This window comes from bacterium (assembly GCA_016708315.1).
In the GTDB taxonomy this organism is placed as follows: domain Bacteria; phylum Zixibacteria; class MSB-5A5; order CAIYYT01; family CAIYYT01; genus JADJGC01.
In genome coordinates this window covers 365420-388816 of the sequence record JADJGC010000002.1, presented here as the reverse complement: position 1 = coordinate 388816, position 23397 = coordinate 365420, and the positions used below count along the sequence as shown (strand labels likewise).

18 protein-coding genes and 1 pseudogene are annotated in these 23397 nt (G+C 51.2%); 4 read left to right on the top strand and 15 right to left on the bottom strand.

Annotation, left to right across the window (positions count from 1 at the left end; genetic code table 11):
- The first annotated feature begins 10 nt into the window (after positions 1 to 10).
- The 4 genes from IPH59_02015 to IPH59_02000 are packed head-to-tail and all read left to right on the top strand — an operon-like array spanning position 11 to position 5770.
- Positions 11 to 841: a hypothetical protein gene (locus IPH59_02015; protein MBK7090490.1), complete on the top strand. Its 831-nt coding sequence runs from the start codon at positions 11 to 13 to the stop codon at positions 839 to 841.
- Complete coding sequence (gene prsK, locus IPH59_02010) at positions 841 to 2907, top strand: PEP-CTERM system histidine kinase PrsK (protein ID MBK7090489.1); 2067 nt, start codon at positions 841 to 843, stop codon at positions 2905 to 2907. The genes IPH59_02015 and prsK overlap by 1 nt, the downstream gene beginning before the upstream one ends.
- The gene (gene prsR / locus IPH59_02005) at positions 2904 to 4268 is read left to right on the top strand and encodes a PEP-CTERM-box response regulator transcription factor (protein MBK7090488.1); all 1365 of its coding nucleotides are present in this window, start codon (positions 2904 to 2906) and stop codon (positions 4266 to 4268) included. The genes prsK and prsR overlap by 4 nt, the downstream gene beginning before the upstream one ends.
- A gap of 53 nt (positions 4269 to 4321) precedes the next feature.
- Entirely contained in the window at positions 4322 to 5770 is a 1449-nt protein-coding gene (locus IPH59_02000) for a sigma-54-dependent Fis family transcriptional regulator (GenBank protein MBK7090487.1), read from the top strand.
- Between the two features lie 161 nt (positions 5771 to 5931).
- On the opposite strand, the gene IPH59_01995 is transcribed toward IPH59_02000, so the two are convergent.
- From IPH59_01995 to infB, 15 genes and pseudogenes are all read right to left on the bottom strand, one after another.
- Positions 5932 to 7572 carry a hypothetical protein gene (locus IPH59_01995; protein MBK7090486.1) on the bottom strand — a complete coding sequence of 547 codons (1641 nt, stop codon included), beginning with the start codon at positions 7570 to 7572 and terminating at the stop codon, positions 5932 to 5934.
- Positions 7573 to 7585: 13 nt separating this feature from the next.
- Positions 7586 to 8413, bottom strand: a complete 828-nt coding sequence (locus IPH59_01990; GenBank protein ID MBK7090485.1) for a prepilin-type N-terminal cleavage/methylation domain-containing protein — start codon at positions 8411 to 8413, stop codon at positions 7586 to 7588.
- 1 nt (position 8414) lies between these two features.
- Complete coding sequence (locus IPH59_01985; protein MBK7090484.1) at positions 8415 to 8774, bottom strand: prepilin-type N-terminal cleavage/methylation domain-containing protein; 360 nt, start codon at positions 8772 to 8774, stop codon at positions 8415 to 8417.
- Positions 8775 to 9104: 330 nt separating this feature from the next.
- Positions 9105 to 11614 (bottom strand): annotated as a pseudogene (locus IPH59_01980) (leucine--tRNA ligase).
- 18 nt (positions 11615 to 11632) lie between these two features.
- Positions 11633 to 12928 (bottom strand): asparagine--tRNA ligase, encoded by a 1296-nt coding sequence (asnS, locus tag IPH59_01975; GenBank protein MBK7090483.1) that lies wholly within the window; start codon positions 12926 to 12928, stop codon positions 11633 to 11635.
- Positions 12929 to 13036: 108 nt separating this feature from the next.
- Positions 13037 to 13831, bottom strand: coding sequence for a polysaccharide deacetylase family protein (locus IPH59_01970; GenBank protein MBK7090482.1), 795 nt, complete (start codon positions 13829 to 13831; stop codon positions 13037 to 13039).
- Complete coding sequence (locus tag IPH59_01965) at positions 13831 to 15108, bottom strand: insulinase family protein (protein ID MBK7090481.1); 1278 nt, start codon at positions 15106 to 15108, stop codon at positions 13831 to 13833. The genes IPH59_01970 and IPH59_01965 overlap by 1 nt, the downstream gene beginning before the upstream one ends.
- Entirely contained in the window at positions 15109 to 17295 is a 2187-nt protein-coding gene (pnp, locus tag IPH59_01960; GenBank protein ID MBK7090480.1) for a polyribonucleotide nucleotidyltransferase, read from the bottom strand.
- A 27-nt stretch (positions 17296 to 17322) separates the two neighbouring features.
- Positions 17323 to 17586: a 30S ribosomal protein S15 gene (rpsO, locus tag IPH59_01955; GenBank protein MBK7090479.1), complete on the bottom strand. Its 264-nt coding sequence runs from the start codon at positions 17584 to 17586 to the stop codon at positions 17323 to 17325.
- Between the two features lie 11 nt (positions 17587 to 17597).
- Entirely contained in the window at positions 17598 to 18536 is a 939-nt protein-coding gene (ribF, locus tag IPH59_01950; GenBank protein ID MBK7090478.1) for a riboflavin biosynthesis protein RibF, read from the bottom strand.
- On the bottom strand, positions 18537 to 19490 hold the full coding sequence (gene truB, locus IPH59_01945) for a tRNA pseudouridine(55) synthase TruB (GenBank protein ID MBK7090477.1): 954 nt from the start codon (positions 19488 to 19490) through the stop codon (positions 18537 to 18539).
- Positions 19487 to 20473 (bottom strand): bifunctional oligoribonuclease/PAP phosphatase NrnA, encoded by a 987-nt coding sequence (locus IPH59_01940; protein MBK7090476.1) that lies wholly within the window; start codon positions 20471 to 20473, stop codon positions 19487 to 19489. Before IPH59_01940 ends, truB begins: the two co-directional genes overlap by 4 nt.
- Entirely contained in the window at positions 20454 to 20825 is a 372-nt protein-coding gene (rbfA, locus tag IPH59_01935) for a 30S ribosome-binding factor RbfA (protein ID MBK7090475.1), read from the bottom strand. The genes IPH59_01940 and rbfA overlap by 20 nt, the downstream gene beginning before the upstream one ends.
- On the bottom strand, positions 20825 to 21112 hold the full coding sequence (locus IPH59_01930; GenBank protein MBK7090474.1) for a DUF503 domain-containing protein: 288 nt from the start codon (positions 21110 to 21112) through the stop codon (positions 20825 to 20827). Before IPH59_01930 ends, rbfA begins: the two co-directional genes overlap by 1 nt.
- Positions 21113 to 23347, bottom strand: a complete 2235-nt coding sequence (gene infB / locus IPH59_01925) for a translation initiation factor IF-2 (protein ID MBK7090473.1) — start codon at positions 23345 to 23347, stop codon at positions 21113 to 21115.
- Between the last annotated feature and the right edge of the window lie 50 nt (positions 23348 to 23397).

Here is a 23397-nt window from a genome sequence, read left to right as displayed (position 1 = left end):
ATCTGTGGGTGTGCTTGATAGAGTAAACTTCATAATCGCGACCTATGGGCGGCTGATAGTCGGAATTTTCAACTTCCGACTTTGGCCGCCATTTTTTCTATTCTTCCTTGTCATGTTGCTGCAGATCGTGATGCTGAACAACATGTTCTCGCCCTTGCTCTCGGGATGGTTTATTCCAATCGTCCAGTGGATAGGGGATGCTTCAGTAACCCACTACCCGCAACACATAGCATATATTCCATCGGTCTTTGAGAAGATGAACCTCTTATTCTCCTGGCTGATCGATTCGCTGTTGAGTGCAACAGCTATTCTCATGCTCGCATCGTACTTCAGTCGAGAGAAGATTCAGTTCGTGAAATCACTCAAGACCGCTGTCGGCCACTATCCGAGGTTGCTTCTGATATGGCTGATCGTATTTGTGCCGATACTGCTTCTGTTCTGGACACTTCCCGGACTTTTCGAAGGCTTTGTTGAAGGTGCTCCGCGCCGCAAGATTGCACTGATGGTGGGAATGCAGGGATTGCAGACACTACTTACCGCACTATTCGTCTATGTCGTGCCCTTCATGGTACTCTCAAAGACCTCACTTGGAAAATCTTTCACTCGCAGTTTCTCGCTGTTTTTCCGCAGCTTCTTCACTACCGTCATTTTTGCCGCATTACCTCAGATTCCATTGTTGTTTCTCGTCTACGCCCTTCAAAACACCGGCAGCATCGTGAATAAGTTCAATCCGGAAATCATCGTTTGGATGACAATCGGACTCGCCGCTGCATTGACACTCGCGAACTACTTCACCACCGGTGCCATAGTAAGATTCTTCCGCGAAGCCGCTGAAGACTGATGTTTACCATATACGACCTGGCTGAAATCGGGGCGTGTTTTGCAGCCTTCTTCTCAATGCTGTTTGTACTGGTGCGCAAACCTGGCCACCTATCCGGACATTTCTTCGTCGCAGCCGCATTAACCACGGGGCTCATGTGGGCATTCTTCATTGGAATTATTCCACGCTTCGATATTCTTAGTCACCTCCAGCACGGATTGCTCACCGGCATGCTCTCCAGCGCGACTGGATTCTGGCTGTTGTTTTTGCTCGTCTTTGCCCGTGAACCCGCTGCCAATCTGTTTCGCCGCCGTTCTTTGACTGTCTATGCCATTTTGACTCTGCTGATCCTGGCGGCTATCGGAGCATTCTTTAGCAATTACTTCACAATCGTCAATGACGACGTCGACGGACGGTACATTGAAATCACCGTCGTCGGGCGTTACTACCTGACACTTCTGATTGTCGCTAATGCCTTCGGACTCCTTCAACTTGAAAGCACCTACCGCGCATCGCATGGCCGGCTACGTCGCTCACTCGTATTGCCAATTTTAACAACCGCGCTGCTTCTCGCTGTCAACATTGTCTCGGGAATGATGGGACTCCTCATTGCCCGTGTCGAGTTCATGAGCATCCAGATCTCAGCGTTGCTTATGATGGGATCGTTCGTTCTTCTCGCCCGGTTCGTTGTCTACGAAGAACGCCAGGGGCAGGGCGTCGTGGTATCGCGCGAAGCCGTTTACTCTTCCGTTGCACTAGTCTTGATCGGCGGCTACTTCATCGTCATCGGCGCCGCAGTGAAGTTGCTCGTATCCCTTGGCGGCAGCCCGCAGATATTTCTCTCGGTCCTTGCCGCGTTCGTGGTGATACTATTCTTTGTAGCTTTGATAATGTCCGGCTCTATCCGCAACCGCTGGCGCTCAATCGTTGATCGTTCTATCTACTCCGGCAAGGTCGAGTTGCTCACCGAGATTACCGCATTCGCCGAAGATGTCACTGCCGCTACCGATCGCCAGGAGATGTTCGCCGCAATCGAGCATGTCCTGCAGCATAGATGCAGCATGAACAACACTGTGATCTATCTTCGAGGCGACAAGCTGGGCGAGTTTGTCAAACGTTACCCTGAAACGGTGCTTGGGGCCGAGAGCGCCGCAGAGTTGGAACAGTATTTATTCCGAATCGGACGCATGAGCAACGCCTCGCAGTTTCTTGCTCTTGGCCTGTCATTGAAAAACGATGAGCGTGCGTTCGTCGAGTCGTATTCTTCCTGCGAGCTGATTCCGCTTGTGGCACGCAAAGAATTTGTCGGCTTCATTGCCTGCCAATCGGATAAACCGATCCCCGATGATGTGCGCTTCCTAATCGATTCGATCTCGCACCAATTGGCGCTCTCGCTGCTATCAGTGAAACAGTCTGAAAAATTGCTTGAAACGCGCGAATTGGCTTCATTCACCAAGGTCTCGTCCTTCGTCATTCACGATGTCAAGAATCTGATTTCGATGCTCTCGATGATCATGCAAAATGCCGAACGCAAATTCGATGACCCGCGATTCCAACAAATGACCACGGAAACGCTCCGTGGCGCTCAAGAACGAATGAAGCGCCTGATCAATCGACTCTCGTCTCCATCTGATCATCTCGATTTTGTTCTCACCAATTGCGATTTGCATCAAACTTTACTAAGTTTGATTGAGGAGATGAAATTGTCTGCGCAGAACAAAATCACAGTGGTGACCGAAATCGAAAATCTACCTATGGTCCGCGGCAACGAAGAAAAATTGCGCAGCGTCCTTTCGAATCTCATCATCAACGCCATCGAGGCGATGCCCAATGGGGGAGAGCTGCGTTTTCTTGCCACACAGGACGACAACACAGCGTCTCTTACTGTGCAGGATACCGGCTCCGGAATGACAGCCGAGTTTATGCGCGACCGACTTTTTCGTCCTTTCCAGACCAGCAAGCCAAGCGGTTTGGGTATTGGTCTCTTTCAGTCCCGCGAGTTGGTCGAGCAGATGGGCGGGCAGTTGACTGTAACTTCAGTTGTTGGACAGGGAAGTAGTTTCAAATTGAAACTCAAAAAGGCATGACAATTAAACACACCAAGGTCCTCATTGTTGACGACGAAGAGGGAATTCGCTCTCAACTCAGTTTTGCGCTCGAAGATCAATACGATGTCCTCTCCGCCGCGACTGCCGGCGAGGCGCTACAGCTTGCGCGCGATCAACACCCGAATATCGTGCTGCTCGACATCTCGTTGTCGCCCTACAGCGGCAGTCAAGAGGGTCTGGAGATACTGCCCGACATTCTCGAACTCGATCCCCAAACCAAAGTCATCATGGTGACCGGCAACGGCGAACGCTCCAACGCTCTGACCGCTGTGAAAAAGGGTGCCTTCGATTTCTATGTCAAACCGATCGTATTCGATGAACTCAGCATCGTTATCCGGCGCGCCGCTTATCTTCAGGAATTGGAACGCGAAAATGCCCGGCTAAGCGAATCTCTGCATGACATCAAGGGTTTCAACAACATAATTGGCACTTCAGCGAAGATGCAGAAGATCTTCAAAGTGGTGACAACCGTGGCTCCAGCATCCTACACAGTACTGATCACTGGCGACTCTGGAACCGGCAAGGAACTGATCGCTAAAGCGATACATGAACGATCCGATCGCAAAGATAAACCCTTCATTACCATTAACTGCGGGGCAATCCCTGAAGCATTACTTGAATCTGAGCTCTTCGGCCACGAGAAGGGTTCCTTCACCGACGCCATCGCTCAGAAAATAGGGAAGTTCGAAACCGCTAACCGCGGCACGTTGTTCCTCGACGAAATCGGCGAACTCTCGCTGGGGCTACAGGTCAAGCTTCTGCGCTTTCTGCAGGACCAGATTATCGAACGCGTTGGCGGCAAGAACACAATTCAGGTCGACGTGCGCGTTATCGCCGCCACAAATCGCTCACTCGAAGAAGAGGTCGTTAGCAAGCGCTTCCGTGAAGACTTGTTCTACCGCCTCTCTGTGATCACTATCGAACTACCGCCGCTTCGGGACCGTGAAAACGACATCCTTCTTATCGCCGAACATCTCTTGCGGATCTATGGAAAAGAGAACAAGAAGAACAATCTCACCTTCACCAATTCCGCTCTGCAAGCCCTCTGCAGCTACGAATGGCCGGGAAACATCCGCGAACTCGAAAATCGTATTAAACGGGCAGTGATTCTTTCCGGAACAAGTCGTATCGGCGCCGCTGACCTTGGGTTCACTGCAGCCACTGAATCAGAGAACAGATCGCTCCAGGATGTCCGCGAAGAGGCCGAATCGAACCACATAAAAGCCGCACTGCAACGAAACAACTGGAACGTCACAAAAGCCGCCCGGGATCTCGGAACCAGCCGCACAACTCTTTACGATCTTATCGAGAAATATAAAATTACCCGCGACAAGCACTAAAAGCGAGTAAATGTTAAGCCTCTCTCCGCCGATTATATGAGAAGAGGAGTAACATGAAGAGCATATTGCTCATTGATGACGATCTTAGCCTAACTGAATCACTTACCGGCTTTTTCGACCCCAAAGAATTTCGGGTCGATACAATGGCCGATGCGCCCGGCAGCGTGGAGTTCATTCGCTCTAACACGCCGGATGTCGTCTTGCTTGACGTAAATCTACCTTCGCAATCGGGCCTCGATTTGCTCAAGGAGATTCGCCAAATTACGGACGCTCCTCCCGTTATTGTCATTTCCGGATATGTCTCTACCGACTCTGCAATACAGGCAATGAAAGAGGGCGCTTACGAATATGTCACCAAGCCGTTCCAGATGGAGCGCCTTATGTCGACAATTCATAACGCCACGCGCGAACCAAACGGCGTCGCCAAGACTGTCCGTGAAGGCCACGCGCCGTTGCCGTCAGAACACAAATCTGATCTCGATCCGAATCGTGAGATAATCGGCGTCTCCGACGAAATCGTCGAAATTGCCAAGATGATCGGCCAGGTAGCGAAATCGGACGCCGCTGTTCTTATCTTCGGAGAATCCGGAACCGGCAAGGAACTAGTCGCTCGCGCCATTCACCGCAATTCGAATCGCTCCAAGAATGTGTTCTTGTCGGTGAACTGCGCCGCCTTAACCGAAACTCTACTCGAATCAGAGTTGTTCGGTCATGAGAAGGGCGCCTTTACCAATGCTTACTCTCGCAAAATGGGCAAGTTCGAATTGGCTAATGGCGGCACTATCTTCCTTGATGAAATTGCTGATACTTCACTTGCCACACAGAGCAAGCTGCTTCGCATACTCCAGGAACAGGAATTCGAAAGGGTAGGGGGGGAGGAAACATTGCGCGTTAATGTGCGTGTCCTCGCCGCTACTAACAAGAGCCTCGTTTCCTGCATAAAGGAAGGCAAATTCCGCGTCGACTTGTTCTACCGATTGAAAGTTGTTTCGCTTTACTTGCCGCCGTTGCGCGAACGTTCGGACGACATCGCTCTTCTGGCGAATCACTTCCTCAAGATTTACAACACTGCTTGTGGCAAGAATATTGAAGGCATCACTACGGAAGCCATGAAGATTCTTTCCAAGTACTCCTGGCCTGGCAATGTGCGTGAACTCGAAAACACGATTCACACCGCTGTCGTCATGAGCAAGAACCGTTGGCTCGAACCGGCTGATCTTCCAATCACCAAAGACCGCCGCGATCTGATGAAGATTGATTTCGATGCTCTCAAGGACAACTATTACCAGATGTTCCGCCGCGTAATCGAACCGATCTACGGCAAGATCTTCTCCAATTCGAACGGTCAAATCTATGCACACATCGAGGAAGCCGTCGAGAAGGCACTAATTGAGTTCACCCTTCAGCATCTTCACAACAATCAAGTCAAAGCCGCCGAAGCTCTTGGCATCTCTCGCAATACTCTTCGCGATCGCATCGATCGTTACGGCATCAAGTCGTAATCCATCTTCCGTCTCAATCTGACTGCTTAGATCTCGAAGAGACTCCTTCATGGAATCCCAGCATACTTTCGTGACTGGTTCTTTGCATCTCACTGGATAGCAAATGAAAACCGGGATGTCTGTGCGACACCCCGGTCGGGACCGAAGAATTACGGTAAACCCTAATTCTCGACGAAGCTTGGCGCGGTGATTTCACGCCATGAAGTCTTCATCACGATCGAGATCAACGGCGTTCCCGGAGGAAGTTTGTTCGGATCAAGGAAATCGGTATCGAATTCCCATTCGCGGTTCGGGGGGCTATAATACGAACCGCCCCACGTGCCGGTTGCTTTTTGCGACAACCACAGATCAACTGCCGAACCTTTCCACGTGAACTTCTTGCCACTCCAGTTTTCCAGGAAGCGGGGAAGATTCTCAAAACCGCCGGAATAGGTGTTTCCACCGGTTCCTGAGGCCTTGTTGCCGGTCATATAGGCTGCATTGACTCTCGTATCGGCAGCGGTTCGCGTAGAATTCCAGCTGTTGCCGTCTGTCCAGTTCACAGAAAGAATTGTCAACGCATCAGCCATGATCGAAGCCGGCTTCTTGTTGACAGAGTTGTAATTGCCCACAGTGTACACCGGATTCTCGGAAGCGACCGTAAGTCCTTCCTTCAACTCCGAACCATTCTTCAACCGTGTGGCTACCAGACTGCCAGAAATCTCGTTAGCAGAATAGATGATGCCGCCGTCCGGCCAGTAGCTTGAAGTATTCAGCTTCGCGATATCGATGTCGTAGGATTTGACGTCTTTATTCTCACGACCGTCGCGAAATGTCGATTGTGTCAAAATTCCCGCCGAAGTGAAATCGGTCGTGACATTTTGCCAGCTCGAATCTGGCTGCCGAAAGTAAACTTGACCATCCAGAATCTTCAATCCGGCCTTGTGCTCATAGCTGTCGGCATTGTCGGTTCCTGAACGGCCGATCATATCCATCGGCTCGCCGGAGGCCACCACCGGCAGCTTCAATTCCGTCATGCCGTGGTTCTTGTCCTCGACGCGGCCGTCCCAACGATCGATCGACTTGTTCACCCAGTCTCCGTCATCAGAGTCGAGCCAGGTGTTGTCCGCATTCTTCATGTTCTGGTAAGTTCCCGTCCCGTCCTTGATTTGGACAGTTCCGCTTCCAGTGGACATTCCTGAATTCGGATGACGACCATGCTTGATGTCTCCAGCCGATGTCGTATAAGAATCGATCTTCAGAGAATTGTCCGACTGAAGATACATATCCGAATTCGAATGAACGCGTCCACCCAGCGTCATCGCCGGACCAGGAGCGATTTCAAGATCATTCTCATAGAACACCGCAAACTGGTAAACCGGCACTACCGAAGCATCCACTGTCATCTGCAGTGAAGTTGCCGCATGCACACCTGGCGCAATCGCTGTCGCCGTTACGACATACTCATCGGTTAGGGCATACAGTCCTCGATAGGCGCCTTGGGTCATCGTCTTCGATACCGTGACGCCCGGCTTGGTAATCTCGTACGTCACTGAAAACTTGCCGATTTGAATGGAATCATCCGGCAAGCTTGAAGGCGGTTTCCCGAATTTGTTGTAATAATTCGTGATGTATGCACTGCCTTTCTCAAGGCCGGCCTCGGCCGCATACAGAGCACCCTGCGAGTTCAAGGTATATCCCGCGATATCCACTTCGTTCGTCGATGTCATAATCGCATTCAGTCCGAGAAGCGATAACATCAACAATAACGACAGGAATATCAGCGTCGTAAAACCCGACTCGCGCGATAGTCTTGTAAACATGGTACCTCGCTTGTTACATCGCTAGATTTCTAATCATCGCGCTGGATCGCAGCGTGTCATATCGAAAATCGTTCAGGAATTCGTCATTTCGATCCGATCGTGCCACTACCGATACTTGTACCTCGCGTACATATCGATCCACAACCACTGAATCAACCACAGCGCCATTGGCAAGCACATATCGGAATTGCAGATCGTTGATGTTGTCCGCATAGATTACCGGATTGCCGCCATTCTTGACCATCATCAAATACGAGTGCAGAGTATCGCTATCGTCCACGTAGTACTTGTAGAAGTCCAGGACAAACACTTGGGCGCCTTGAGAGTAGGCCTTCGTCAAGGCAGCAAGGTTGTGGTGGATAATTCCAGTCCCGGCGTCAAAAGCCGTCACAAAGAAGAACTCGCCCGAATCCTTAACCGCATCATAAATGTATGCCCATGAGTCCGCCGTCAGACAGCTTATGTCAGCGTCCTCGCAACGAATTTCCGAGGTTGCCTGACTCATGTTCTCGCTAAGCGAAGCGGTGCAAAGCGGTTCAGCCATAAACACAATCGCTATTGTGTCCGGATTCGAATTCCAAGCAAACAACGAAGTGATCCCCGGTTGAAGTTTGTACCCGGTCTGGCGCAACTTGCCGACCAACTCGTCAACCGTAGCTCTGCCGTTCTGTTGCATATCAGTCACGCCAGCCTGAATCAAGTGACTTTGATTCTGGCTGATAAACAACTGCATACCGGCAGCTATCGCGATGGAAGCGATAATCGAAGCTATCAACACTTCAACTATCGTGAATCCGCCTGACTTGCGGGTTCCACTGAAGTATTTCTTTAGCTTATTCATGTTATTCACCTACCTGTATATAGGTTATGGTGGTGCAGACCTTCTCTACGGCTTTCTCGTCTTCGTAACCGACAACAACCGTAAGCCGCTTCAGGTACGTATCCACGTCTGCAATCTCCCAGGTACGACTCATGCCGCCCCGTACATCGGATCCGCTCGCCATGTCCTCGTCTGGAAGTCTTCGGAATTCCTCAATTTTTTCGCGTGTCGCTTGAACGATCTGAGTCGTTTTGTCCGACCAGACGTTTCCACGAATCGCCACAACCATCATTGAGCTCAGCAACAATAGACCCAGTGTGAAAATTACCAGACCCATCATCACTTCCAGTAGGGTGAAACCGTCTTGCGATTGTATCTTCATTCTCAACCTCATTGTTTTCTTCGTCCGCAAATAGCATTGCAAATCCCGCGCCGAAATTCTGTTCGCTGGCTGTGCCAGCGTAAACCCTTAACAGACAGAACAATAGAAGTCCCAAATTTGGCATTTCCGGCACGTTTCATTATGGCAAAATGCCAATACTATGGGAGCAGGGCTATATCGTGTAGGTTACGAAAGCGATTTCCTCCGAGTTCGCTCACCCTTGAATTGATCCCAGCAACGTCTGATAATATATATTATATAAAGATGCAAAAGCGAGACAAATCAACAAAGACTGCTTAGCCTGCCTTTCCATCGCCGTCCCTTTGAGCTCTACTTTACTACAATGCTTAGGAGCTTTCCCTTCACGTAGATAACTTTGACAATCGTCTTGCCTTCAATGTTCTTCTGACCTTCTCCCGCGACATTGCCAGCGACTTCACAGCTTCTTCATCCGCCGATCGATCAACTTCGATCTCGTCGCGAACCTTGCCGTTGATCTGTATCGCGACAACGACAGTATCAAAGGATATCGCTTTCGGATCATACTTCGGCCAGCTCGACTTTAGTATCGAATCCTTGTGTTCGAACATCTCCCAGGCTTCTTCAGCGAAATGCGGCGTCAACGGCGCAATCACTTGGACGATCTTGCTTGTGATGTACTTGTCGAAGGCGTTACTGGACCCGCCAGTTGGCGAAAACGCACCGAAGAATTCCATTATCGCAGCAATACTCGTGTTAAACTGCAGTTGATCAAGGTCTTCTGAGACTTTCTTGATAGTTTGATTCAAGCGAGTATAAACTTCCTTCGCTTTCGGATCAAGCCCAGCTACATCATAGTGCTTCGCGAGATCAACGGGTCCCGGATGTGCCTTCGCAACTTGCTCAACTATCCGGTAGAACTTGTTAAGGAACCGCTCAACACCGGTAATGCCTTCATTGGACCACGGAATTTCCCGGTCTGCCGGAGCCGCGAAGTACATCGCCAAGCGCGAAATATCGACTCCCCGCTCCTTCATTACATCAATTGGACTCACGACATTGCCCAGCGACTTGGACATGACTCGCCCTTCGGCGTCGCTCACCATCCCATGATTGAACATCCGGACGGCCGGTTCTTCATGCTTGCACATGCCGATATCGTGAAGAAACTTCGTGAAGAACCTGAAATAGATCAGGTGTCCCGTCGCATGCGTGATTCCACCGATATAAAGATCAATTGGCAGCCACGCATCGCATTTAGCGACGTCGTAAGGCGCCTTATCGTTCTTGTTGTCGGTGTATCGCAGCATGTACCACGACGAACAGATGAATGTGTCCATCGTGTCCGGGTCGCGCTGTGCCGGCCCGCCGCACTTCGGACATTCGACATTAACCCAATCGGTTGCATCAGCCAGAGGCGAACGGCCCTTGGGAATGTAGTCAACGCCCTTGGTCGGCAGCTCGACCGGAAGTTTATCAAAAGCAACGGCAACCTCACCGCATTTCGGGCAGTGAATAATCGGTATCGGCGTACCCCAATATCGTTGTCTCGATATCAGCCAATCTCGTAGCTTGAAGTTCACCTTGCGTACACCGAGCTTCTTTGCTTCAACAAAATCGATCACAGCAGAAATGGCATCCGCGCCAATACGACCATTGAATGCACCGGAGTTGACCATTTCGCCTTTTTCAATGTACGCTTCAGTCATTGTCGAAGCATCCGGCGCCGGTCCACCGACCGGGCTGATCACGACCTTTATCGGTACGCCGTATTTCTTGGAGAATGCGAAATCCCGCGTATCATGTGCCGGAACGCCCATCACCACGCCCGTGCCGTACGATGCCAATACATAGTCTGCGATCCAAAGCTGCACCTTGTCGCCTGAGAGCGGATTAATTGCATACAGTCCTGTGAACACGCCATCCTTATCATCCGTGACTGCTTGGCGTTCGATCTCCGACTTGGAAATTGATTTGGCAATGTATTCTGCGACAGCTTTCTTCCGTTCCTCTGGAATTGCCAGCTTCTCCAGCAATTCAGCCTCCGGAGCAATCGCCATGAACGTCACACCGTAAATCGTGTCCGGCCGCGTCGTGAAGACCGGTATCTCGAAGTCCGTGCCTTCCAACTGAAATCTGATTTCACAACCGGTAGATTTCCCAATCCAGTTTCTCTGAATTGTCCTCAGGCGCTCCGACCAACCGTCAAGATGGTCCAGGCTTTCCAGAAGTCTGTCTGCATAATCCGTGATCTTCAGATACCACTGATTCAGCCGCTTCTTGGTGACGGGATTGTGGCAACGCCAGCAGGCGCCGTCTTCGACTTGTTCATTCGCAAGTACCGTATTGCACGTCGCGCAGAAATTGACCAGCGAGTCTTTACGATACGCCAGCCCGCGTTCGTACATTTTCAAGAAGATCCACTGGCTCCAGCGATAGTAATCCGGAAAGCACGAAGCCACTTCGCGATCCCAATCAAAGGAAATCCCGACCTTCTTCAATGTGTTGCGCGAGACTTCGATATTCTTCACCGTCCACTCAGCCGGATGCATTCCACGTTTGATTGCGGCTTGTTCAGCCGGCAATCCAAACGCATCCCAACCGAACGGATGCAGCACATCCTTGCCCAACATCCACTGATAGCGCGCCATCGCGTCGCCAATGATGTAGTTGCGAAAATGACCCATGTGAATATCGCCGGATGGGTAAGCAAACATCACCAGCAGATAATATTTCTCGCGCGGCATATCCGGCGCGTGAAACAACTTCTGCTCGTCCCAGCGCTTTTGCCATTTCACTTCAATTGCGCCAAAGTCATAACCCGAGTGTGGCTCGGATTTTGTTTCTTGATCGGTACTCATATAATTCTTTTCGTCTGATTACGGGTAAAGTCGATACAGCATGCGCGCAAACGGAATCGTCTCGCGAACATGTGGCAATCCGCAAATCCAAGCGACCGTGCGCTCAATTCCAAGTCCGAATCCGGAATGTGGAACTGAACCATACCGGCGCAAATCGAGATACCACTCAAACGGCTCAAGCGGCAAGTTGTGGTGCTTGATCGATTCGATCAGCCACTCCAGGTTGTCCTCGCGTTGTGATCCGCCGATGATTTCGCCGTAGCCTTCCGGCGCCAGCAAATCCGCACACATGACAACTTCGGGACGATCCGGATTGCGCTTCATGTAAAATGCTTTTGCCTCGCGTGGATACTGGTAGATAAACACCGGGCGATCAAACATGTTCGTCAAGACAGTTTCATCTTCGCCGCCGAGGTCCATACCCCAGGTGATCTTGGAACCGACCTTCTGCAAACGCTCGACCGCCTCGTCGTAGCTGATTCGATAGAACGGCTTCTTGACCGCAATCAATTTCATCACATCGCGTTCAAGCGCAACCAAATGATCTGAGGCCTTCTCCAGCACCCAGTCAATGATGTAACACATCATGTCTTCTTGAAGATCCATGTCGCCGTTGATATCCATATAGGCGACCTCGGCTTCGATCATCCAGAATTCAGTTAGATGCCGGCGCGTTTTCGACTTTTCTGCCCTAAACGTCGGACCAAAACAATACACCTTGCCGTGCGACATGCACGCGGCTTCAAGATAAAGCTGTCCTGTCTGTGCGAGGTACGCCTTACCAATATCGAAATACTGAGTCTCGAATAGCGTCGAAGCGCCCTCCCCTATCGCACCGGTCAAAATCGGGGTATCGATCAACACAAACTTGCGTTCATAGAAATACTGCCGGACTGCCTGAATAATCTCATTGCGAACGCGCATGATGTGCCACTGACGCGTCGAGCGCAGCCACAGATGACGGTGTTCCATCAGGAATCCGGTCGAGTGTTCCTTCGGTGTAATCGGATATTCCGTCGCCACCTGGACCACTTGCAGATCCTTTAACAGCAATTCAAATCCACCTACCGAGCGCGGCTCTTCCTTGACGGTACCGCTAATAATCACAGAAGTTTCTTGCGTCAGTTGGTCGAATCGGTTGAAAACTTCTTCGCTGACTTCGCTCTTGACGATAACCGCCTGAATCATCCCGGTTCCGTCGCGGAATATGATAAAACGAATCTTGCCGGATGACCGGGTGTTGTACACCCAACCCTGTAAGGTCACTTCCTGGCCAACAAATTCGCTGATATTCTCAATATGACATGTGTTCATTCTTATTCTCGCTTTGTAAAAAACTTCTGATGAAAATAGGACATAAACATCCCTGCGCAAGCAATTTTTGCAGGCTCGGAAGCGGTGAAACTGCGGGTGAAACCGGACTTAACTTGCGCCGACAGCTCTTCGAGCGACTGGCGTCAGATGGGAAAATCGACTGACAAGGACTGCCTTTAACGCCTCCACACCGGCAACTATACCGCCGTGCAGTTTTCTTCGAATGGTAAACGAGTTGTCGAATTCTGTAATAGGAATCCGCCCTAACGACTCACCTGAGATCGAAAGCGGTGAAGAGCCGAATTGCAGTTCGATTCCGACCTTTCTTACGGCCTGGCGTACTGCAGAGTTTGATCGCCCAAATGGAAACGCAAGAGCCTTGATTTCTTGGCCCGTGAGTGACGATAGCATCCACTTCGATGAATCAATCTCGCTGTGAATCTCGGCATTGCTTAGCAAAGTCAGGTCTCTGTGATTGTGGCCGTGCGAACCAAATTGCGCACCCAGTCCCGCAAGTTCACGAATTTGCTCTTCGCTGAGATGTCGCCTCCGTCCCTTTGCAAACAAGTGATCCCAATCGTTCGGCTTTCCGATGTAAGCGGTCGGCACAAATACCATGATTGGAGTTTGTTGTCGCTTCAGAAGCGGGACTATTTGCATCAGGTCCTCATACCCGTCATCGAAAGTTATCGCAACCTTCGTTCGATCACGTAGTGACTCTTCTACCGTTCCAACCGACAATCCGGCATCATTGACCAGCTTCAACAACGCCTCAAACTTCTCTGTCTGAACACTATGCAGCAGGAGCACTTTGGGGGAGCCTTGTAACCGGCGTCCCCAGATGATTGAAACTGTAGCGAGAATTATGAACGTCAGGAAGGCTATAGGAAGCAGATACGACATCAGCCTCTAAGCACGGACCAATCGACTTGCTTGATAAGTGTCTTCTTCGCCGAACCGAGCGTCACCATTGTCAGTGAGGCCTCATCGAAAATCTTTTGCGCCATCGCACGAACATCCTCGAGTTGCACTGCGTCAATTTCCGCCGCCGTCTGCTCAAGCGTAACAAACTGATTGGCAAACAGCTCATGTCGAGCTAACCGATTCATGCGATTGTACGAACCTTCGAGCGACAGAAGAAGATTCCCCTTCAACTGCGATTTGGTATTTGCAACCTCAAGCTCGGTCACCGAGTTGCTCTTAACTTTTGCCAACTCACCGAGAATCACATTCAGTGCTTCTTTGGCTTTCGCAGTATCTGTACCAAGATAAATTCCGAACAGTCCGGTGTCCTTGTAGAAATCCTGATACGAATAAATTGTATACACCAGTCCGCGCTCTTCTCTAACGGATTGGAACAACCGCGAACCCATGCCGCTTCCCAACAGCGTGTTGAGAATCAGCATTGCGTACTTGTTCTTGTCGGCGAAACTGATACTCGGAAATCCAAGGCAGATATGTGTCTGATTCAAATCGCGATTGTGCACGATCCGTTTGCCTGCGCCGTACTCGGGCGCCGACAAATTCTCCGGCTCACTTGGCTGACCGATCTTCAACTTTTCCCTGGTCAGCGCAACAAAATGGTCATGGTCAATTGCTCCCGCACCGGCCACGACAACCCGGTCGGTCGTGTAATTGCGCCGAATGTAATCGAGCACATCGGTGCGCGTCAGCTTGCGAATTCCCTCGGCATCGCCCATGATAGTCTGCCCCAGCGGATGCGGCTTCCACATCGCGTCGGCAAAGTAGTCATGTACGAGTTCCGCCGGCGTGTCAAAGACATCCTTGATTTCCTCGCAGATGACCTCTTTCTCACGCTCAAGCTCGGCTGGATCGAAGAGCGAATTGGTCAAAAGATCGGCAAGAACATCAAATCCGGTGTCGAAGTTTTCGTCAATGACGCGGCAATAATAGCAGGTATTCTCGCGGCTCGTGAAAGCGTTGAGCGAACCGCCCAGAATCTCAAGACTCTGGGCGATTTCTTTTGCAGTGCGCTTCTCGGTACCCTTGAAGCACATATGTTCAATGAAATGTGAAATGCCGTTTTCGCGCGGCATCTCATTACGGCTGCCGACATCTACCCAGATGCCGATCGACGCCGATTTCAGATACGGCATACTCTCAGAGACGACACGAATGCCGTTCTCCAATACAGTACGCCGATATTCGCTCTGCGTCAATTAACGACGCTCCCGACGAGGACCGCCGCGATGTCCACCGCCGCCGCCGCTGTCACGACGTCGATATCCGCCGCTGTCGCCGCTTCTCTCTTCCGGTTCCGGCATACCTTCCGGGCGTGGAAGCAACGCCTTCTTCGACAGGCGAATCTTGCCATCCTGTTCAACCGACAGCACCTTCACTTCGATAATATCACCTACGCGCATCTCGTCTTCGACGCGCTCCACCCGGTGGTGGGCAATTTCTGAAACGTGAAGCAGTCCATCCGTGTTCGGGATGATTTCGACAAACGCGCCAAACTCGGCAATACGCTTGACCTTGCCCTGATACACCTTGTTGACTTCCGGTTCTTCCAGAAGTCCAAGAATCGTATCGCGCGCCTTGATACCGGCACTGGCATCAACTGATGCGATAACCACAGTACCGTCATCGTCGATATCGATCTTCGCTCCGGTAGCTTCAATGATCGAACGGATCATCTTGCCGCCGGGTCCAATGACCTCGCCGATTCTATCTTGTCTGATCTTGATCGTGATAATGCGCGGAGCATACATCGACAGATCCGCACGCGGTGTCGCAATCGTCTGCTCCATCGCTTCGAGAATCTTGAATCGGGCAATCTTCGCCTTGTCAAGCGCATTGCGCATGATTTCAAGTGTCAGACCGCCGATCTTGATGTCGAGCTGGAATGCAGTAATGCCTTCGCGCGTTCCGGCTACCTTGAAGTCCATGTCACCGAAGTGATCTTCATTGCCAAGGATGTCAGTTAGCACCGCATATCGGCTGCCGTCGAGCACCAAACCCATGGCAATACCGGCTACCGGCGCCTTGATCGGCACACCGGCGTCCATCAAGCAAAGCGTACCGCCGCAAACCGTCGCCATCGAAGACGAACCGTTTGATTCCATGATATCCGAAACGATTCGAATCGTATACGGGAATGCGTCCTCCGCCGGAAGCACCGGCTCAAGCGAACGCTCGGCAAGCGCACCATGTCCAATTTCGCGTCGTCCGGGACCGCGATTCGGTCTCACTTCGCCGACTGAATAAGGCGGGAAATTGTAATGCAACATGTAGCTCTTCTTGGATTCACCCTCAAGCGCATCCACAATCTGCTCGTCCATCTTGGTGCCGAGAGTTGTGACGACAAGTGCCTGCGTCTGACCGCGCGTAAACAGTGCTGATCCGTGCGTTCTCGGAAGCACGCCTACTTCGCAGAAGATCGGACGAATCGTATCGAGATCACGGCCGTCGATGCGCAGACTGCGATCGAGAATTCGTGCACGCAAATCATCCTGCTCAATCTTCTCCAGATATTGCTTGATCCACATCTCGTTTTCCGGGAATTCCGTCTCAAGCGCCTTCAGCACTTCTTCTCTGATCTGCTTGATGGCATCGGAATGCGCCTGCTTGTCGTGGATATCATGTGAAGCAATGATGCGAGCCTTGGCCAGCGATTCGACACGGCCATACAACGCCGCAGGAATCTCCGGCAGAATCACCGCGGCCTTCGGTTTGCCAACTGCGCTGCGAATCTCTTCGACCATCTTGCAGATCTTGCGGATCTGCTCATGGCCGAATGCCAGTGCATCCAGCATCTGATCTTCACTGATTTCCGAACAGCCGCCTTCGACCATCATGATATGCTCGGCGGTAGCCGCTATGACGAGATTGAGGTCCGAAATCTCAAGCTGGGCAAATGTCGGATTGACAACAAATTCGCCGTCAATCAAACCTACACGAACAGCGCCGATCGGCACTGTAAACGGCACGGTGGCGACATTCAAGCATACTGAAGTGCCGATGATACCCAGAATATCAGCATCGTTTTCCTGATCCGAAGACAGCGTCGTAACCATGACCTGCACTTCATTGCAATAGCCTTCGGGGAACAACGGACGGAACGGGCGGTCGATTAATCGCGCTGAAAGAATCTCCTTCTCCGAAGGACGTCCTTCACGTTTGAAAAAGCCGCCGGGAATCTTTCCGGCTGCATAAGTCTTTTCGCGATAATCCACTGAGAGCGGGAAATAACCCTTGCCAAAATCGGGCTTGTCGGCGGCGCATACAGCGGTCATGCTGACCGTGTCACCATATCGCACCCAGCAAGAGCCATCGGCCTGTCGGGCGACACGACCGATTTCAACAGAGAGAGTCCGGCCACCCAGTTCAATTGAGAATGTTTGCATTAAATTTCCTTATCCTTCTACTAGTTCTTAGCGCCGCAGGTCGAGCTGACTGACCAAATGACGATATCCTTCTATGTCGTGCTTGCGCAGATAGTTCAGCAGTCTTCTGCGTTGTCCGACCATCTTGAGCAACCCGTAACGTGAATGCATATCCTTAGGGTTCTTCTGCATATGCAGGGTCATCTCGTTGATTCTCTGGGTCAGAAGCGAAATCTGAACTTCCGGAGAACCGGTGTCGGTGTCATGCAGCCGAAAATGGCTGATGATTTCTTGTTTTTTGTCTTTTGACAGTGGCACTGTTTCTACTCCTTATTTTGCCTTATATCATAATTCAATCTTATCATCTCTTCATCTTTTCCTATCTGGGCAATCAGCTCCGATTCGCGATCAAATCTTATCGGTGGACGTACATACGCCGTCGGAAACACGCTGACTGTCTGCCCATACAAGTCGCCGCTAAAATCAAACAGGTTGACTTCAAGGTCGAAACCCGATTGCGGCGGTTCGCCAATATACATCATTCCAGTCTGCTTGTCAGACCCAATTAAAGAATACGAGGCGTAAACCCCCGCTTTTGGCACAATTTTTTCACCCGGAAGCTTGATATTTATGGTCGGAAACCCGAATTTTCGACCCATTCCCTTGCCATGAACGACCTTTCCAGTCAGCTCCAATTCGTGCCCCAAGAGAGCCGTCGCTTTGTCGTACAAACCTTCCAACAAAAGACTCCTGATCCGACTGCTATTGACGACCTCGCCGCCGACAAGTACAGGATCCAACGCCTGAAGCTCAAATCCATATTGCGGTGCCATTCCCTGCAAAAACTGCACGGTCCCTTCGCGCCGATTCCCAAATGCATGATTGAATCCAATCACGAGAATCGACATTTTCAGTCCGGCCAGAAGGTACCGCACCAGGAAATCAGTCGCACTTACCTTTGCCAAGGCTTCATCGAATCTCAGCACAACCACCGCATCAAGCAATCCGCCCTTCTCCAGAAGTCGAATTTTCTCGGCCGTTGTCGTTAGAAGTTTTGGCGCCTTTGCGGGATTTATCGTCAAGGAAGGATGCGGATCAAAAGTAACAAGTACGGACTTCAGCCCCTTGGCTCTCGCTTTGCGGGACAACTCGAAAATGATCGACTGATGCGCTAGATGAATACCATCGTAGTTCCCGATGGTCACGGCGCTGCCCGCCGCCATCATCGACGATGCTTCTTCAATTGAATGAAATACTCGCACCTACATCACCCTGACATACTCGACTACGGTTTCATCTGCCATTCCGCGAAGCGTGTCGCTCCCGTATAGTGCCCTTCCTACCGCCAAAAGACGATTGTCGGCATTGCGCAAGGCAACTAAGTCGCGCGGACGAATACGAATATCCATATTCACTACATCCAGTCCGCGAATCGGCACTCCGCGATCAACAAAATTCTCGCGTTCGGCTGAGACATAGATAATCGGAAGATTCAATACTCGTTCAATCGAACCAAAGCTTCGCACGAATCGTTCATCAGTGTGCAGTCCCGACGTTTCAGCTTCATGCTGCATGGCGACCAATTCGAGATCTGCCATCAAGATCGCATTCGCGACATCCAATCCGCCGATACTTGTCCGCCTTAGTCCGTAAATATAGCCGCCGCAGCCTAACAGCTCGCCGATATCCTGCGCCAAACTGCGAATGTAAGTCCCCGACGAACAGCGGACACTGATGTTAAGAATCGGGTACGAGTAACTCACAATCCGCAATGACTCGATATGAACGCTGCGCGTTTTCAATTCAACCGGAATACCCTTGCGTGCATACGAATACAGCGGCTTACCTTTGTGCTTCAGTGCTGAATACAGCGGCGCACGTTGGTCAATCGTCCCGACAAATTTAGCAACCGTCTCTTCTACCTGTTCAAGGCTCGGTACCGGTGCATTTTCGATCGGTGTGATTTCGCCGTCGCGATCATAAGTGGTCGAGGTCCCACCAAGCATAATCTGCGCATCGTAGCTTTTATTCGACTCGCTCAAGAACTGCGCCAAGCGAGTGGCTTTGCCGAGACATACTACCAAGAGCCCAGTGGCAAGCGGATCAAGTGTTCCGCTGTGGCCCGCCTTGGATACTTTGAGCAATCGCTTCACACGATTCACAGCATGAGCCGAAGTAATACCCTCGTGCTTGTCAATCAGCAGAAATCCGTTCATCGTCCCAACGCCTTGCCAATCTGCTCCAGTACTCGCAACTTAGCTTCTGCAAACGGAAGCGCTACCGTACAGCCTGCGGCATTTCGATGCCCACCACCGCCGTGGACTGCAGCAATTTCGGCAACGTCATAGTCCTCATGACAGCGAAGCGAGACCTTCGTGCGCGTCGGCTCGGTCTCTCGCAGCAACGCACCGATCTTCACGCCCTTAGTATAGAGCGAATATTCCGAGAGTCCTTCTAACTCATCTGAACCGTTGACATACTTCTCGCGAATCACCTTGTCTGACAACAGCAAGCAACTCTCCCCACTGTGATGCAGCTCCATCTTCGCCAGCAGTTCGCCCAGCATTCTCAATTGATTCGACTCATAGCTCGCATACAGTGCGTCGCTGACCTTTTTCGTGGATGCACCCTGCTCCAACAAGTCCGCGCAGACTCTCATCGCTTCGGGATTCGTACTGCCGAATCGGAATCTTCCGGTATCAGTCAAGATTGCCGTAAACAATTCATCCGCGACATCGCTGTCGATTGCCACACCCGCGGCTTTGAACAGCTCATAAACCATAATCCCGACAGCCGCCACTGACTCATCTACCCAGTTGATACTTCCATAAGTCGTGTTGCCGCGATGATGATCGATATTGATGACTTCATAACCCGGCTGAAGCAATTTCCGCACATTCCCGATTCGCTCGAGATCCGGAGCCTCAAGTATTACCACAAAATCAAATTTGGGGTACGCCACGCCTTCGCTGTAGACGTTGACCAGCGAGTGCTTGCCGAGAAATGCGTACTTGGGAAATGCACTGTCGTGATTGACAATCATCGGTTCACAGCCCAGTCGCTTCACCAATTCATAAAGCGCCAGCTGCGACCCGATTGAATCGCCATCAGGGCTAATGTGCGAAACAATCAGAACCTTGCCGCCCTGTTTCATTCGCGTAATGATGCTATTGATTAGACTAATGCGAGTCGCTGTCATCCGGCTTGTTCTCTTGGATCTGATCCAGTAAGTGCTGTATCCGCAATCCCTGATCAACAGACTTGTCAATCTCAAAGCGCAAACTCGGCACTCGGCGTATTTTCATCGTCTTTCCCAACTCCGACTGAATGAATCCGCGGGCGCGGTCAAGCGTCTTGTTGGTTTCCTTGCGCACCAGCGTGTCGCCGAACACTGAATAGAATACAACTGCTTCGCTTAAGTCGCGAGTGACGGTCACTTCTGTAATCGTGATCATCCCGACATGAGGATCCTTCAGCTTGCGTTGGATAATTTCCGAAATGATCTCTTTGATCTGCACGCGAAGTCGATCCGTGCGTTTGGCATCAGCCATTAATAATCAACTCTCTCGACGTCAATGATGTTGACCTCGGGGTTGGAGGCAATAAATGATTCCACTTGCGACAACACTTGATCAAGGAACTGGCCCTCGTTGGCGACGATGGCAACTCCGAGTGTGGCGCGCTGCCACAAATCGTTGTCGTCAACCTCGGCCACAGAAACATTAAACTTATTCTTCAATCGATCCTTGATCGCCTTGATGACATGCCGCTTGGATTTCAGGGAACGCGATTGCGGAATGTGTAGTACGATACGAAGCGTGCCGAGGTACATCGTCAATTAGAGCTTGCGGGCAATCTCCACCGTCTCGAAGGCCTCTATCAAATCGCCTTCCTTGACATCATCATAGTTCTCGACCTTGATCCCGCACTCCAATCCGGCTGCAACTTCGCGTGCGTCATCCTTGAAACGGCGCAGTGAATGAATGTTGCCGGTATAAATTGCAATGCTGTCGCGGATAATTCTCGCGCGGTCGCTCTTATGAATGGTCCCTGATTGCACCGAACAACCGGCAATGACGCCAACCTTCGGCACTCGGAACAAGTCCTTCACCATTGCAACACCGGTAATGCGCTCTTCGTGATCCGGCTCAAGCAGACCTTCAAGCGCCTTGCGGATATCGCTCTCGGCTTCATAAATAATCGTGTAAAGGCGGACATCAATTTTCTCGCGCGCCGCAACTTCGCGTGCTCGCGAATCAGGTCGTACATGGAATCCGATCACAATCGCATCCGAGGCCGCTGCTAACAAAATGTCCGATTCGGTAATCGCGCCGACGCCGTGATGGATCACATTAACGCGCACTTCAGAAGTGCTGATCTTTTCCAGCGTATCGCGCAGCACCTGTACGGAACCATCGACGTCGCCCTTGATCACGATATTGAGATCTTTGATTTGGCCTTCTTTGATCTGATCATAGACGTTAATCAAACTCACGCGCTTGATCTGTCGATATTCTTGTTCGCGCTTGATTTGCTGGCGCTTCACCGAAATCTCGCGAGCTTCCGATTCGCTGCCAACGGCCATGAATGAATCGCCAGCCTGTGGAACTCCCGAAAGACCCACCACCTGTGACGGCTCTCCCGGCAGCACTTGCTCTTGCTTTTCACCCTTGTCATTGATCAATGCGCGCACTCGCCCGGCATAATTGCCCGCTACAATCGGATCGCCAACATAGAGAGTACCCTTGTCGACAATGATCGTCGCGACAACACCGCGCCCTTTATCCAGCTTGGCTTCAACGACAGTGCCGCGCGCCAAGTGATCCGGATTGCTCGTGAGTTCGAGAACTTCCGCCTGAAGCAGAATCATCTCCATCAGCTTCTCAACGCCAGCGCCGGTCTTTGCCGACACTTCAACGTAAATCGTCTTACCGCCCCATTCTTCGGGAACGAGATTTCGTCCGGCAAGCTGTTGCTTTATATGATCGGGCTTTGCACCCGGCTTATCCATTTTATTTATGGCCACGATGATTGGAACATCCGCCGCACGTGCATGATCCACGGCTTCAATTGTCTGCGGCATCACACCGTCATCAGCCGCAACGACGACGACGACAATATCGGTAATATGCGCACCGCGTGCACGCATCGCAGTGAATGCCTCGTGACCCGGTGTATCGAGGAATGTGATTTCTCCCGAAGCGGATGCCACCTGATAGGCGCCGATATGCTGGGTGATTAACCCCGACTCGCCGGCAGCGACGTTGCTCTTGCGGATATAATCCAACAGAGATGTCTTGCCGTGGTCGACGTGACCCATGATCGTGACGATAGGCGCGCGCGGCCTTTGATCGCCCTCATCTTCCTCTTCTTCTTCTTCCTCTTCAATTCCGATTTCTTTGACTTCTTCGATTTCGAGACTGTACTCGAGTGCCAGCGTCTCAATAGTAGTTAAATCAAGTCGCTGATTGATGGTCACCATCATTCCGAGTTCCATGCACTTGGCAATCAGGTCCGCCGGCTTTACGCCAATGATTGCGGCAATCTCCGCCAACGACATGAACTCGGTGACCTGGATTACATTAGCCTCTTCCTCAACCACTGTGCCGTCCGGTTTTTCCCGGCGCTTGTATTTCTTCACGCGTTTGCCAAGATCAATTTTCGCCATCGTCTTCTTGACGGCAGCCTTGACATCGGCAACGTTGATATCGGTGTGGCGTTTCTTCTTCTTGCGGTCGCGTTTCTTTTTGCGAAGCTGAGTCAACTGCCGCGCATTGCGCTCGATAATCTGCGGCTTAGAGACAATCTTCTCCGTACCCGCAGCTTCGGCTTCCTCGAATACTTCGAGTACCTTCTCCGCGGCATCCTGTTGGATTTTCTTGCGACGGTCGATTTCAAGTTTCACCGACTCTTTTTCAGCCGAGAACTTGGAAGCTATTGCCGCCAGAACATCATCGTCCGCTGTCGACATGTGCGACTTGACATCAAAGCCAAGCTCGCGAACCAACTTGACGATGGCGTCGGAAGATATATTGTAGTCTTTCGCAACTTCGTATAAACGCTTCTTGCTCATGCTCCACTTTCACTGTCGAGGAACCATCCCTGATTTACCTCAACCGGCCC